Raw genomic sequence first — 13543 nt, 5'->3', positions numbered from 1 at the left:
GCCAGACGAAGCCTTGCACGAATGCGCAGGGCGACAACGGGCCGCCCCGACTTGGCGTCTCTCAGGCTGGACTCAGCCCTGCTCGGGCTTGCGCGCCGCCTTGTCGAGGTCATAGGCCCCAAGCCCCGGCTTGTAGCTCTTCTCGTCGATGAACTGGCGGATGCCTTCCTTGCGCCCGTCGGTCTTGTCGTGAAAATTGGCCGCTTCCTGCATGCGGACCAGATAGTCCTCGGCCTCGTCATAGGTCATCACGCCGACCCGGCGCACCGCATCCTTGGCGAACTTCAGCGCGACCGGGTTCTTCTTGAGCAGCAGCTGTGCCACCTCGGTGGTGCGCGCCTCGAGCCGGTCGAGCGGCACGCTTTCGTTGACCAGCCGCATCGCGCTCGCCTGCTTGCCGTCGATCAGCTCGCCGGTCAGCGTCAGCCACATCGCGTCGCGCATCGGCAGCAGATCGACCACCACCTTGGTCACCCCGCCGCCCGGTAAGATGCCCCAGTTGATCTCCGACAGGCCGAATTGCGCCTCGTCCGCGCAGATCGCCAGATCGCAGGCAAACAGCGGGCCGAAACCGCCGCCGAAGCACCAGCCGTTGACCATCGCGATGGTCGGCTTCTGGAACCAACGCAGCCGGCGGAACCAGCCATAGCTCTCGCGCTGCGACTTTCGCACGCCGCGCAGCCCTTGAGCCTCGGTCTCGCGGAAATATTCCTTGAGGTCCATGCCCGCAGACCAGCTGTTGCCCTCCCCGCCCAGCACCAGCACGCCGACATCGTCGCGATATTCGAGATCGTCGAGCACCTCCATCATCTGCCGGTTGAGCGCGGGGTTCATCGCGTTGCGCTTTTCGGGCCGGGCAAATTTCACCCAGGCGATGCGATCCTCGACACGGACCGAAACGACCTGATCTTCGGACATGTTATCTCCCCTCTCAGTTTCTGGCGCTCGACATCGGAGTAAATTGTATGCCATGCGTACAATCTGCGCAATCGAAAACGCGATTTGGCATGTCGCAAAAGGTCAGACTTCCGCAGTGCGTCTGCGCGCCCTGGGGCGTGGACTTGGCCTCGCGATCCGTTCGAGCATCGCGCCCAGCAGCGCGACCTCTTCGCCGGTCAGTGTCTTGACCAGCGCTCTGTCCGCCGCGTTGATCGCGGCCAGCATCGCAGCCATCCGCTCTTCCCCGCTGGCGGTCAGATGCAGGGCATTGGTGCGCGCATCGCGCCCGGCGCGGCGCTCGATCAGGCCGCGCTGCTCGAGAATGTTCACCTGCCGCATCGCGCTCGACCGGTTGATGCCCAGCGCGTGGCCGAGCGCGGTCTGATCGCAACCGGGATTGTCACGGATCAGCAGCAGAGCCGTCATCTTGGCCGGAGACAGGCCGAAGGGCTCAAGCGCCCGGCGCGCATCCTGTTCGGCGATCAGGCTCGCCCGCTGCAGCTGGTACCCGACCAATTGCCGCAGATCCTGGCCCTGCTTCAAAGGCATCGGCAAATCTCCCCGGGCCCTGTGCCCCGAGGCATATTAGCCAGGTTTGTCGAGCATGAAATAGAGCGCAGCGACCAGCGGAACGGTGGCGACCAACCCCCAGAACAGCCAGCGCCGTGCCAGCGTGCGATAGGCTTCGGGCACCTCGCCGCCATTCTGAAAGGCGCGCGCCATCCGCGCCTGCCTGATCTGGATCGGGATCAGCAGCCCCAGCCAGATCACGCCAGCAGCAACAAAGCTGATCTGGCTCCACAGCAGCCAGGCGGGCCCCGGGAAATCATAGCGCGCCTCGTACATCGCGCCATAGCCGCCGACGATCGTCAGGACGATGCCTGGCACCGTCAGCCCGAAATCGGTGCCGGTGACCATGCGCTGGCCGAAGCCGATGATTCCGGCGCTACGGGTGCGGTCGGCAAACACCTTCCACACGGCGGTCACCGTGATGTTGCCCAGCAGCAGGATGACCCCCAGCACGTGCGCGAACTTGTAAATCGAAAAAGCCGTCATCGCCCCGCCCTGGATCGCTGGCGCACCAGCCTTGCGCGCGATGCTAACCGGTTGCGTGCCCGATGTCTGCGATAATCTGTCTAATTTTTCTGACACTTTCAGTCGCGACAGGGTCATAGGCTTGCAAGAGCATGTTGCCCTTACCGCATCAATCTGGTCTATGATATCGGCCAAGGGGGATTGCCGAATGCCCGATCGCGAACCGCTGATTGACCGCAAATTTGCGAGCAGGGTCGACTGGAACCTGTTGCGCACCTTTGTCGATATCGTGCGCGCAGGCGGGATCGGAGCGGCAGCGCGCAAGCTCAACCGCCAGCAGCCCAGCATCAGCGCGGCATTGAAGCGGTTGGAGGATCATGTCGGCACCGTGCTGCTGATCCGCACCGCGACCGGGGTGGAGATGACGCCCGCGGGCAAGGCGATGATGGCGCTGTGCGAGGACATGCTCGAATCCGCGCGGATGATGCCGCACCAGATCGCGCAGGCGACCAAGCGGGTCGAGGGTTTTGTCCGCATTCAGATCGTCTCGGGCCTGATCTCGCCCGAATTCGACGAGGCAATCGCCAGCTTCCATCGCCGCAACCCCGATATCCATATCGAGATCCGCGTCTCGCCCTGGCGGCAGGTGCTCGACGCGCTCGAACAGGGCGAGGTCGAGATCGGGGTCAGCTATGACAGCGCGGTGCGCGGGGGCCTGATGTACGAGCCGCTGCTGGTCGAGCGGCAGCAACTCTATTGTGCGCGATCGAGCCCGCATTACGGCCATCGCTACAGCCGCCTCACCGATTTGAGGGCTGAACATTTCGTGCTGACCGGCGATGACGAGATCGAGCTCATCACCAATCTGCGCCGCCGCAATGGCCTCGGCACCAAGGTCAGCGGCCTGGCCGAGGATATCAACGAGGCGCAGCGGCTGGTGCGGCTGGGCGTCGGCATCGGCTTCCTGCCCGTTCCCGCAGCAGAGGAGGATGTTGCCAAGGGTCGGCTCTGGCCAATGCTCTATGCCGATATCGAGCCCGCCTATGACATCTATCTGCTCGCGCGCACCGATCCTGCGCGCGATACCGCGACGCAGCTTTTCTGGGACGAGGTCTTCCGCAGGGTCCGCGCCATGCGCGAGGCATAGATGCAGCCTATGACTTTCATCGCATTTTTGCCCCTGCCTTCATGATGCGGTGCAGCGCAGACTTCCGGACGGTTTCGGAGTTGCGTAATGACGATTTCCCTGAAGGACAGACTGTTCAACCTTGTCCCGCCTGCCATGGTGGCGCTGGTCGTGCTGTTCTGGGCCTATGCGCCCAAGGCGGTGACGAGTATTCCGTGGATGCTGATCGTCACCTCGTCGCTGATCACGCTCACCGTGCTGCTGCTCGAATTCGTGCACGAGCGCCATGCGGGCTGGCGGATGAACTGGCAGGAATTCCGCACCGACCTTTTCTATGTCGTGCTCAGCTCGACCGTCATCGCCTGGCTGAGCAAGACGCTGGCCGAGGACCCGCTGCTCGCGCTCAAGGACTGGCTGGGCATCAGCACCACCTGGATGGCCGAGGTGCCGTGGCTGGTGCAGGTGATCATGGTTGTGGTGATCCTCGAATTTGGCCAGTATTGGATGCACCGGCTGATGCACAATGTGACGCCCTTCTGGCTGACGCATGCGCCGCATCATCACATCACCCAGCTCAATGCCGCCAAGGGCTATGTCGGCAACCCGATCGAGCTGTTCCTGATCAGCCTCAGCGTCCTCGCCTTTTTCGACTTCGACCTGACCGCATTGTTCGCCGGGCTCAACGTGCTCAATGTCGTTTCCACCTTCGCGCATGCCAATGTGAAGGCCGATCCGCCGATCTGGTATTCGTTCGTCTTCACGACCATCCGTCACCACAGCCTGCACCATTCGACCGATTATGAGGCGACGCGCTGCAATTACGGCAATTCGCTGATCCTGCTCGACCGCATATTCGGCACCTACAAGGAGGGCGAAGGCGTGCTGGTCGGTCAGGACGATCGCAAACGACTGTCGATCTGGGAGCAGACGATCTTTCCCTTCGTGCCGCTGATCGACCGCTGGAAGGCTCGGCGCAGCGATAATGGCGGGAGCAGCGCCCCGGCATGATCGACCTGCGCGCCCGGCGGATCGACGCGGCGCGCGACGCGCTGGGCCAGGGCGACCTGCAGGCGACGCACAAGCTCGCGGCCTCGCTCATCCACGACGATCCGCGCGATGCCGAGGGGCATTTCCTGCTCGGCGTCACGCTCGCCGACGCGGGACAGATTGCGCAGGGCATCGCGAGCCTCGAGCGCGCGGTCGCGCTCGACCCGCAGGGCGAATATCGCGCGCAGCTCGCCAAGCTCTATGCGATGGTGCGGCGCGAGGGCGATGCGGCATTCGTGCTCGAGCAAGCCGAAAGCGCCTTGCCCAGCGACGCGTTGAGCCGCGACACCATGGGCTGCGTCTATGCGCGCCTGGGCAATCATTCCGCCGCGCTCGGCCATTTCCGCGAGGCGGTGCGGCTGCAGCCATATGCCAGCGAATATCGCTACAATCTTGCTGTGACGCTCAACTTTCTCGGCCGGGTCGACGAGGCCGAAGCGGCGCTCGAAGCGCTGATCGGGATGGCGGGCGATCATGCCCGCGCGCACCATCTGCTCGCCAGCCTGCGCAAGCAGAGTGCCGAGAAGAACCATGTCGCCCGGCTCGGCCAGACCTATGCGCGGGCACGCGAGGGCCGCGACCGGCTGCTGCTCGGCTATGCGCTGGCCAAGGAGCTCGAGGATATCGGCGAGCCCGAACGCGCGCTCGACATATTGTGCGAGGCCAATGGCGAGCATCGCCGCGCGCTCGACTATGATTTCGCGCGCGATGCGGCCAATTTCGATGCGATCGAAGCGAGCTGGGCCGATCTGAAGGCCGCGCCCCCCGCTCGGGCCGAAGCGGACCCGCCGATCTTCATCATCGGCATGCCGCGCACCGGCACGACTTTGGTCGACCGCATCCTGTCTTCGCACCCTGAGGTCGAGAGCGCGGGCGAGTTGCAGGCGATGCCGCTGGCGGTGAAGCGCGCTGCGGGCACGCGCAGCCGCAACGTGCTCGATCCCGAGACGATCGCGCTCGCGGCCCGCGCGAACATGGCCGCGATCGGCCGCGACTATCTCGAGCGCGCGCAGCATCACCGCCGCGATGCGGACAGGCGCTTCATCGACAAGTTTCCCGGCAATTTCCAATATGTCGGCTTCATCGCCCGCGCGCTGCCGAATGCACGGATCATCTGCCTGCGCCGCCATCCGATGGACACGGTGCTGAGCAACTTCCGCAACCTGTTCGCGGTCAGCTCGCGCTATTATGATTACAGCTACGACCTGCTCGACATTGCCGCCTATTACGCACGGTTCGACCGGCTGATGCGCTTTTGGACCGAGCAGCTTCCAACCCGCGTGCTGGAAGTGCAATATGAGGACCTGATCGCCGATCAGGAGGGGCAGACCCGTCGGCTGCTCGATCATGCCGGGCTCGACTGGTCGGACGATTGCCTATCCTTCCACACCAATGCCGCGCCGGTTTCCACGCCGAGCGCCGCGCAGGTTCGCCGCCCCATCTACTCCGACTCCGTCGCGCGCTGGAAGCGCCATGCCGATGTGCTGGCGCCGGTATCGCGCTTCTTCGAACAGCACGGCATTTCCGCCACATGACCGGGAGATCTCTGCCCATGTCCCGCCTGCTCGTATCTGCCACCCTGGCGTTGGCCGCGCTCGGCATCATCTCCCCGGCCCAGGCTCAGGCCGGACATGCACCAAAGCTGCGCGTGGTCGAATGCGGCGCGGAAAGCTGCCTCAGAATCACCGGCCATCGCGATGACAGCGCCGCGCCGGTCCTCATCAACGGGCATGAGATCGCGGTCACTGGCCGGCATCGCTGGACGGCGCGGGTCCCGGTCGCGAAGGTGCGGAACTGGTCCGCACCCTATGCCCGCAGCATCCAGCTTTCCGTGGCAAATGAAGAGCATAGCGCCCAGTTGCCGATAGGCCTGCTCGGCACGCGCGGCGATCTCGCCATGCTGGTCGTGTCGGTCAAGTAATAACGGGGTCCAACGAAAGTAATAAAAGTACAAAACCGGGTTATATATTGAAAGTTTTCTCCCGCGTGGCTATATCAGCCGCCAGCGGCCGCAGAGCTGCATTTGTCTGACGCAGGAGAAAAACCCATGATAACCCGGCTCGTGGCGCTCGCCACCGTCGCGTTTGCCCTGACGGCCACCGGTGCCGCCGCGAACGAAACCGCCACCAATCCCTTCGCCAAGGACAAGGCGATCCTCAACCTCGCAGATCTCGACCTGTCGACCGCCGACGGCCAGCAACGCCTCGCCATCCGCGTCGATCAGGCTGCGCGCGCCGTGTGCGGCGATCGCCTGTCGAACGTGCATCTGGCCGCCGAAGCCAAGACGCAGGAATGCCGCACGTCGGTTGCTGCCGATGTCCGCGCGCAGATCGAACAGCGTCTGGCCCGGGCCAGCACCGCATCGGGCGCAAAGCTCGCCTCGCTGCGCTGATCTTTCTGTCGTGATCCGCGACCGGAACCCCCGGTCGCGGGCATGTCAATTTGTTGGAACCAGGATCGGCTCGGGCCACCAGGTCAGCGTGTGCACGTCATGCGCCGAGGTCCACAGGCCGCCGCTGGCATAGCGCAGCGCACCGCTGCCTTCTGCCTTGCCCAGCCGCGCGACCACGGTCAGCGCCTTGGGATCGATCGCGACGAACGTCTGGTCCTCGGTGGTGCGCAGCCAGACCATCCCCGCGCCGGTATCGATATCGCCCCATTTCAGCTCCTTGCCGACCTTGACCCTGCCAGTCACCTCGCCGGTAGCAGGATCGAGGCGCGCGACGGTGCCGTCGCCCTGTTCCTGCACCCAGACGGCGCCCTCGCCCGCGGCCGAAAAGGCTGGTGAATCGCCCATAGCCGTGGTCTTGGTCACCGCATTGGTGGCAGGGTCGATCCGCTGCACGGTCTTGCCCTCGCTGCTGATCGCCCAGAGGGCATCGAAGCCGAAGACCAGATAATGCGTGCCCGGTGTCACTGCGATGGTGGCGGTGATCGCGTTCGTGGCAGGATCGATGCGCGAGACCACGCCCTTGTTGTCGCTCGCCACCCAGATCGATCCCGCGCCCGCAACCACGTTCAGTTCGCCCTTGGGGTTGGCGATGCCCGTGGCGATGGTGGCCAGCTTTTCGGCCTTGGCGGTGTCGATGCGGACGACCGCGTTCTCCTTGCAATCGGCGACCCACAGACTGCCGTCATGGATCGCCATCGCGCCGCAGGGCCGCCCCATCGCCACCGCAGCCAGCTTGCCCGAACGCGACCAGCGCTCGACCCGCCCATCATTGGTGGCCCAGACGCTGTCACCGTCGACCGCCAGAAAATCGGCAAAGCCTGGCACGTCGATCACCTGTTCGGCCGAGGCGGGGGTGACGATCAGTACAGATAATCCGGTGGCCATCGCGGCGGCAGCCTTGCGGAACTTGGTCATCATCAGCCCTTCCCTTCTGAAAATCTGCTCAAGCCATTTGCGCGATAAAGGCGCGCCAGCCCCCGAGATGCGTGATGTCCTCGGCGCCATCGAGCGCGCGCGGTTCGGCGACGAAGCCCTTGACGCTCGAGCCATCGGCCAGCGTCACGGTTCCGATCGCGAGCGGCGGCGGCACCTCGACGGTGAAGCTGCCGAACTCGGCGACGCCCAGCTCGTACACCTCGACCGCAATCGAGGCCCCCTCGCCCGTGTGCACCAGCGCCGGCTTGGGCGGGACGCTGTTGGCAATCGCGTAGAGCCGATATTCGGGCGCAGTCTCGAACGCGCCGACGAATTTCGCGTCGCGCGATGTGAGCTGCCAGTGCAGCGGCATGTCCTTCAGATGCGCGCCGACAACGGCGAGTTTCACGGTCTGCATTTTGCCCTCCAGATCGAGCGGGGGTGGAGATGGAAGCGAAGCCTTGGCGAGATAGGCGTCGGCGATGTCGAGCAGCGCGCGGTCGCTATGCGCCGGGCCGATCAGCGTGATGCCGAAGCCGGTACCGTTGTGCCGTGCACCTGCCGGCACGGCGAGCGCGGCCATGTCGAGCAGGTTGACGAAATTGGTGTAGAAGCCGAGCGCGCTGTTGAGCGCGATCGGCGCGGCAAGCATTTCCTTGACGCGATAGGTCGTCCCGGCGGTCGGGAAGGCCATCACGTCGATGCTCTCCCAGAGCTGATCGGCATGGCGCTTGAGCTCGGCGAGGCGATAGATGCCATTGAACAGATCAACCGCCCTGGTCTCCAGTCCCGCCGAGACGATCTCGCGCACGGTCGGGTCGATGGCATCGGGGTTGCTGGGGAGCAGATCGCCCAAAGCGGCGGTGCGCTCGGCCACCCAGGGACCGCCATAGAGCAGCTGCGCGGCCTCCTGCAGCGGGGCATAATCGATCTCGACCACGGTCCCCAGGCCCGCGAGCCCCTTCAGTGCCTGGTCGTAAAAATATTCCGCCTCGACATCGCCGAAGAACATCCGCTGATCGCGGCGCGGCACGCCGATGGTGCGGTGGCAAAGCGGCAAGTCGGTGAGCGGCCGCGACCAGGCGTCCGCAGCATCAAAGCCCGCAACGATCCCGTCGATCAGCCGCGTATCGGCCGTGTCGTCGGTGAACACGGTGATGCAGTCGATCGACCGGCACGCCGGGACCAGCCCCCTGTTGCTCCAGCGGCCCTTGCTCGGCTTGAACCCGATCAGATGCTGGAACGCTGCGGGCACGCGGCCCGAGCCTGCGGTATCGGTGCCGAGCGCAAACGCGACCAGCCCCGCCGCGACCGCGCTCGCCGATCCCGAGCTCGATCCGCCACTGACATAGGCGAGATTGTGCGCGTTGCGCGGCGCGCCATAGGGGCTGCGCGTGCCGTTGAGGCCGGTAGCGAACTGGTCGAGATTGGTCTTGCCGACGCACAAGGCACCAGCCGCGAGCAGTTTCTCGACCACGCTGGCCGAGGCTTGCGGCGCATAGGCGAAGGCCGGGCATGCCGCCGTGGTCTGAAAGCCCGCGACATCGATATTGTCCTTCACCGCGAACGGCACCCCCGCCAGCGGCAGATGCTCGCCCGCCGCCACCCGCGCATCGATAGCGCGCGCGGCCTCCAGCAGGGCCTCGGGCGACGCGCGGCTGATCCAGATCTGCGGCTGCACCGCATCGTAGGCCGAGATTCGCTCGAGCGCCGCTTCCGCCTCGGCGACCGCGCTGCTCTGGCCGCTCCTGACCGCTTGGGCGATGCCGGCCGCGCTGAGGCGAAACGGCGCGCTCATCCGTGCCTCGTCAGCGCCAGGATCGGCTCGCCGGGCTGCACCGATTGCCGTTCCTTGGCATAGAGCGCCGCGACCGTGCCCGCGCCGGGACTGTCGACGCGACATTCCATCTTCATCGCTTCGATGATCGCGATGGCATCGCCCGCCGCGACCTCGTCGCCGACATTGACCAGCATCTTCCACACGCTGCCGCCAAAGGGCGTCTCTATCAGGTCCGCGCCCTCGGGCACCTCGACCGCCGCGCTCTGGCTGACCGGAGCATCTGCCGGATCGGCCCGGTCGAACTCGCCCAAGCGCTGCCATTCGGCGCGCTCGGCATCGAACGCGGCTTGGCGATTGGATTCATAAGCGGCGATGGATTCGGCATTGTCGGCGAGGAATGCGCGATAATCGGCGAGGCGGAATTCGGAGGGCTCGATGCGGATCGAGCGTCTGCCGCTGGGAAAATCGCGCCGCCATTCGGCGAGTTCCTCGGCGCTCACCGGATAGAAGCGGATCTGGTCGAAAAAGCGAAGCAGCCAGGGCTTGCCCTCGGTAAACGCCTCGGTCTGGCGATAGGTGTTCCACACCTGGATGGTCCGCCCGAACAGCTGGTAGCCGCCCGGCCCCTCCATGCCGTAGATGCACATATACGCGCCGCCGATGCCGACGACATTGGGCGGGGTCCAGGTGCGTGCCGGGTTGTATTTGGTCGTCACCAGCCGTTGACGCGGATCGACTGGGGTCGCCACCGGCGCGCCGAGGTACACATCGCCCAGGCCCAGTACGAGATAATTGGTCTGGAAGATCAGGTTTTCGACCGCCTCTGCGTCGGGCAGGCCGTTGATGCGGCGGATGAACTCGATATTGTCCGGGCACCAGGGCGCGTCGTCGCGCACCGTGCCCATGTACTTCTCGATCGTCTCGATCGTCGCCGGATCGCGCCAGCTCAGCGGCAGGTGGACGATGCGCGAGGGGATGGTGAAATCTTCCAGATCGCCGAGCCGCTCCTCCGCCGCCATCAGCGCGGCGAGCGCGGCGGCCTGGTTCATCGTGCTGCCATCGAAATGGAATTGCAGCGAGCGGATGCCCGGCACGATATCGATCACACCGGGCAGCGCCATGCGCTCAAGCTCGGTCATCAGCGCCTGCACGCGGATGCGCAGCTCGATATCGAGCACGATCGGGCCATATTCGACCAGGATGTTGCGGTCGCCCTGCTGGCGATAGACGGTGCGCGGGCGCTGCGGCCCTTCGGCGATGATGCCCAGGATCGGCGACAAGGTCTCGATCGGGCGCGCAGGGCTCTGCATATGCCCCTCACCGGTCGCGACCAGCCGCCGCTGCAGGCTGTCTGCCGCGAACGCGTCGTGGGCGTTGACCGGCACGAAGCGCAGCCGGTCGCCGGGAGCGAGCTGACCGATCTTCCAGCGGTCCGCCGCGATCACCACGAACGGGCAGACGAAGCCGCCGAGCGAAGGACCGTCCGGTCCCAGGATGATCGGCATGTCGCCGGTGAAATCGACCGCGCCAATGGCATAGGGATTGTCGTGGATGTTCGACGGGTGCAGACCCGCCTCGCCGCCGTCCTTGCGCGCCCATTGCGGCTTGGGGCCGACCAGGCGGACGCCGGTGCGGTTCGAGTTGTAATGCACCTGCCAGTCGGCGGTGATCAGCGTGTCGATATCTTCGGGCGTGAAGAAATCAGGCGCGCCGTGCGGGCCATAGAGCACGCGCAGCGTCCATTCGCTGCCGATCTCGGGCAGCGCGACGTGCGACAATGGCGCATCGGTCGCGGAACCGGCGAGATGCAGCGTATCGCCCGCGAGCAGCCGCCGCGCGGCATGGCCGCCGAACTGACCAAGCTCGAAGGTGCTGGTGCTGCCGAGATAGGGCGCAATGTCTAGCCCGCCTGCAAACAGGATATAGCCGCGCAGGCCGCCGCCGGTCGCGCGGCCGAGGCTCAGCGTCTGGCCCGCCGCGACATCCACCGGCGCACCGCGTGCCACCGGAGCGCCATCAATCGTCGCGCCAAAATCCGCGCCCATCAGGCAAATGCGTGCGGGCGCGTTGAACAGCAAGGTTGGCCCGGTCAGCGTCAGTTCCAGTCCGGACGTGCCTTCGGGATTGCCGAGCAGCCGGTTGCCGAGCCGGAACGACTGATCGTCCATTGGCCCCGAAGGCGGAACGCCAACCGCCCAGAGCTTCTGACGCCCCGGCCAGTCCTGCACCGTGGTGGCCGTGCCGCCACTCACCACCTGAATGCTCTGCGGATGATAGACCACGCTTTCGAGCGCGCGGGTCGAAACCTCGCCGGTAACGAAGGCCGGCGCGCGCACCACCTCGCGCAGCCAGCGCAGATTGCTCTCGATACCGTCGACGCGTGACTGGTCGAGCGCGGCCTGCATCGCGGCAACCGCGAGCTCGCGCGTCTCGGCATGCACGATCAGCTTGGCGAGCATCGGGTCGTACCAGCTGCTTACCGTGCTGCCCGCCATGACCCAGGTCTCGGTGCGAATGTCCTCGGGAAAGCGCACCGAGGTCAGCGTGCCCGAGGTCGGGCGATAGTCCTGCGCGGGGTCCTCGGCATAGAGGCGCACCTGCACCGAATGGCCGCTGGGCGCGGTCGGCGCGCTGCCCAGAAACGCGAAATCGCCCTGCCCGCCGCGCACCATCCATTCGACCAGATCGATACCGAACACCTCTTCGGTCACGCCATGCTCGACCTGAAGCCGGGTGTTCATCTCGAGGAAAAAGAACTCCTTGCGCTCGGCATCGTAGAGGAATTCGACCGTTCCGGCGGAGCGATAGCGCGCCGCCTCGCCCAGACGGATCGCGGCGGCATAAAGCTCGGCGCGAATCGTATCGGGAAGCAGCGGCGCAGGGGCTTCTTCGACCACCTTCTGGTTGCGGCGTTGCAGGGAGCAGTCGCGCTCACCCAAGGCCACGACCCGTCCCTCGCCATCGCCGAAAATCTGCACCTCGATATGCCGGGCGCGGCGGATGAAGCGTTCGAGGAACACCCCGGAATCGCCGAAATTGCCCTGGCCGAGCCGCGCCACGGTAGCAAAGCCCTCGCGCACGTCTTCGGCATTCTCGCACACGCGCATGCCGATACCGCCGCCGCCCGCCGTCGCCTTGAGCATGACGGGAAAGCCGATGCGCTCGGCCGCCTCGACCGCCTCGGCCTCGTCGGTGAGCAGATCGGTGCCCGGCGCCAGCGGTACGTCATGCGCCGCTGCCAGCGCGCGCGCGCTGTGCTTCAGCCCGAAGGTGCGGATATTGTCGGGATCGGGGCCGATGAACACGATCCCCGCCGCCGCGCAGGCCTCCGCAAACTCCGCATTTTCGGCAAGAAAGCCATAGCCCGGATGGATCGCCCCTGCGCCGGTTGCCCGCGCCGCATCGAGGATTGCCGAGACATTTAGATAGCTCTCGCTCGCGCGCGCAGGGCCGATGCACACCGCCTCGTCGGCTAGCGCGACATGCAGCGAATCCTCGTCGGCCTCCGAATAGACCGCGACCGAACGCAGCCCCATCTTGCGCAGCGTGCGGATGATGCGCGTGGCGATCGCGCCGCGATTGGCGATGAGAACGGTATCGTAGCTCATGCGGTGACGATCATGCGAACAGGCGTGGGGTTGAAGCCGTTGCAGGGATTGTTGATCTGCGGGCAGTTGGAGACGACCACGGTCACGTCCATCTCGGCGCGCAGATCGACCGTCAGGCCGGGCGCACTGATGCCGTCGACAATGCCGAGCGACCCGTCCGCCTCTACCGGAACGTTCATGAAGAAGTTGATGTTCGAGACGATGTCGCGCTTGCCGCGCCCTTCGAGCAGGTTCGCCTCGAGGAAATTCTCGACACAGGCATGTTCGGACTTGGTGTGATGGCCATATCGCAAGGTATTGGATTCACACGAACACGCACCGCCAATCGTGTCGTGATAATCGACCGCCGTGCCGACGATGGTCATCATCGCGCGACCCTCGTTCGAGCGCAGCACGGTGCCTTCGCGCAGGAACAGATTGCCTTGTGCAGCGACGGTATCCTGCGCGCTATATCGTTCTGCATCGTCGGCGGTGGCATAGAGCAGGAAGTCGACGGCCTGGTTGCCTTCCAGATCGACGATGCGCAGCGTCTGCCCGGCGGCGATATGGTGCAGCCAGGGCGCGCGCGCAGGCACGATCTCGTCGTGGACGATGGGGCCGGAAAGGCCAGCGATATGGGGATCGGCGCTCATTCGGGTGAA

At 65.4% G+C, this 13543-nt stretch carries 12 protein-coding genes; 5 read left to right on the top strand and 7 right to left on the bottom strand.

Annotated elements, in window-relative coordinates:
- Positions 1 to 72: 72 nt before the first annotated feature.
- The 3 genes from OPU69_RS02080 to OPU69_RS02070 all read right to left on the bottom strand — a co-directional run bounded on the left by OPU69_RS02080 (position 73) and on the right by OPU69_RS02070 (position 1995).
- Positions 73 to 918, bottom strand: a complete 846-nt coding sequence (locus tag OPU69_RS02080) for a p-hydroxycinnamoyl CoA hydratase/lyase (protein ID WP_498509121.1) — start codon at positions 916 to 918, stop codon at positions 73 to 75.
- Between the two features lie 102 nt (positions 919 to 1020).
- The gene (locus OPU69_RS02075) at positions 1021 to 1488 is read right to left on the bottom strand and encodes a MarR family winged helix-turn-helix transcriptional regulator (protein ID WP_498509120.1); all 468 of its coding nucleotides are present in this window, start codon (positions 1486 to 1488) and stop codon (positions 1021 to 1023) included.
- A 36-nt stretch (positions 1489 to 1524) separates the two neighbouring features.
- Complete coding sequence (locus OPU69_RS02070) at positions 1525 to 1995, bottom strand: DUF2269 family protein (protein ID WP_060980044.1); 471 nt, start codon at positions 1993 to 1995, stop codon at positions 1525 to 1527.
- 187 nt (positions 1996 to 2182) lie between these two features.
- On the opposite strand from OPU69_RS02070, the gene OPU69_RS02065 reads away from it, so the two are divergent.
- The 5 genes from OPU69_RS02065 to OPU69_RS02045 all read left to right on the top strand — a co-directional run bounded on the left by OPU69_RS02065 (position 2183) and on the right by OPU69_RS02045 (position 6539).
- Entirely contained in the window at positions 2183 to 3121 is a 939-nt protein-coding gene (locus tag OPU69_RS02065) for a LysR family transcriptional regulator (RefSeq protein WP_060980045.1), read from the top strand.
- A gap of 87 nt (positions 3122 to 3208) precedes the next feature.
- The gene (locus OPU69_RS02060) at positions 3209 to 4108 is read left to right on the top strand and encodes a sterol desaturase family protein (protein ID WP_498509119.1); all 900 of its coding nucleotides are present in this window, start codon (positions 3209 to 3211) and stop codon (positions 4106 to 4108) included.
- The gene (locus OPU69_RS02055) at positions 4105 to 5682 is read left to right on the top strand and encodes a tetratricopeptide repeat-containing sulfotransferase family protein (RefSeq protein ID WP_498509118.1); all 1578 of its coding nucleotides are present in this window, start codon (positions 4105 to 4107) and stop codon (positions 5680 to 5682) included. Before OPU69_RS02060 ends, OPU69_RS02055 begins: the two co-directional genes overlap by 4 nt.
- 17 nt (positions 5683 to 5699) lie before the next feature.
- The gene (locus tag OPU69_RS02050; RefSeq protein ID WP_066044183.1) at positions 5700 to 6068 is read left to right on the top strand and encodes a hypothetical protein; all 369 of its coding nucleotides are present in this window, start codon (positions 5700 to 5702) and stop codon (positions 6066 to 6068) included.
- Positions 6069 to 6194: 126 nt separating this feature from the next.
- A complete protein-coding gene (locus OPU69_RS02045; protein ID WP_498509116.1) occupies positions 6195 to 6539 on the top strand; it encodes a UrcA family protein in 345 nt (114 codons plus the stop codon).
- Positions 6540 to 6584: 45 nt separating this feature from the next.
- On the opposite strand, the gene OPU69_RS02040 is transcribed toward OPU69_RS02045, so the two are convergent.
- From OPU69_RS02040 to OPU69_RS02025, 4 genes are read right to left on the bottom strand one after another with little or no spacing between them, the layout of a single operon-like run.
- A complete protein-coding gene (locus tag OPU69_RS02040) occupies positions 6585 to 7514 on the bottom strand; it encodes a Vgb family protein (protein WP_498509314.1) in 930 nt (309 codons plus the stop codon).
- Between the two features lie 28 nt (positions 7515 to 7542).
- Complete coding sequence (gene atzF, locus OPU69_RS02035) at positions 7543 to 9312, bottom strand: allophanate hydrolase (RefSeq protein WP_498509115.1); 1770 nt, start codon at positions 9310 to 9312, stop codon at positions 7543 to 7545.
- Entirely contained in the window at positions 9309 to 12902 is a 3594-nt protein-coding gene (gene uca / locus OPU69_RS02030) for an urea carboxylase (RefSeq protein ID WP_498509114.1), read from the bottom strand. Before uca ends, atzF begins: the two co-directional genes overlap by 4 nt.
- Positions 12899 to 13534 (bottom strand): urea amidolyase associated protein UAAP2, encoded by a 636-nt coding sequence (locus tag OPU69_RS02025; protein ID WP_498509113.1) that lies wholly within the window; start codon positions 13532 to 13534, stop codon positions 12899 to 12901. The genes uca and OPU69_RS02025 overlap by 4 nt, the downstream gene beginning before the upstream one ends.
- Between the last annotated feature and the right edge of the window lie 9 nt (positions 13535 to 13543).

The organism is Blastomonas sp. 34TW, assembly GCF_059803595.1.
This window is presented reverse-complemented; position numbering and strand designations above follow the sequence as displayed.

What these genes read in the sequence shown, in the direction of transcription:
- OPU69_RS02080 (WP_498509121.1), bottom strand. Translation starts at nt 918, where the DNA reads ATGTCCGAAGATCAGGTCGTTTCGGTCCGTGTCGAGGATCGCATCGCC.
- OPU69_RS02045 (WP_498509116.1), top strand. Translation starts at nt 6,195, where the DNA reads ATGATAACCCGGCTCGTGGCGCTCGCCACCGTCGCGTTTGCCCTGACG.
- OPU69_RS02050 (WP_066044183.1), top strand. Translation starts at nt 5,700, where the DNA reads ATGTCCCGCCTGCTCGTATCTGCCACCCTGGCGTTGGCCGCGCTCGGC.
- OPU69_RS02025 (WP_498509113.1), bottom strand. Translation starts at nt 13,534, where the DNA reads ATGAGCGCCGATCCCCATATCGCTGGCCTTTCCGGCCCCATCGTCCAC.
- OPU69_RS02055 (WP_498509118.1), top strand. Translation starts at nt 4,105, where the DNA reads ATGATCGACCTGCGCGCCCGGCGGATCGACGCGGCGCGCGACGCGCTG.
- uca (WP_498509114.1), bottom strand. Translation starts at nt 12,902, where the DNA reads ATGAGCTACGATACCGTTCTCATCGCCAATCGCGGCGCGATCGCCACG.
- OPU69_RS02070 (WP_060980044.1), bottom strand. Translation starts at nt 1,995, where the DNA reads ATGACGGCTTTTTCGATTTACAAGTTCGCGCACGTGCTGGGGGTCATC.
- OPU69_RS02040 (WP_498509314.1), bottom strand. Translation starts at nt 7,514, where the DNA reads ATGACCAAGTTCCGCAAGGCTGCCGCCGCGATGGCCACCGGATTATCT.
- OPU69_RS02060 (WP_498509119.1), top strand. Translation starts at nt 3,209, where the DNA reads ATGACGATTTCCCTGAAGGACAGACTGTTCAACCTTGTCCCGCCTGCC.
- OPU69_RS02075 (WP_498509120.1), bottom strand. Translation starts at nt 1,488, where the DNA reads ATGCCTTTGAAGCAGGGCCAGGATCTGCGGCAATTGGTCGGGTACCAG.
- atzF (WP_498509115.1), bottom strand. Translation starts at nt 9,312, where the DNA reads ATGAGCGCGCCGTTTCGCCTCAGCGCGGCCGGCATCGCCCAAGCGGTC.
- OPU69_RS02065 (WP_060980045.1), top strand. Translation starts at nt 2,183, where the DNA reads ATGCCCGATCGCGAACCGCTGATTGACCGCAAATTTGCGAGCAGGGTC.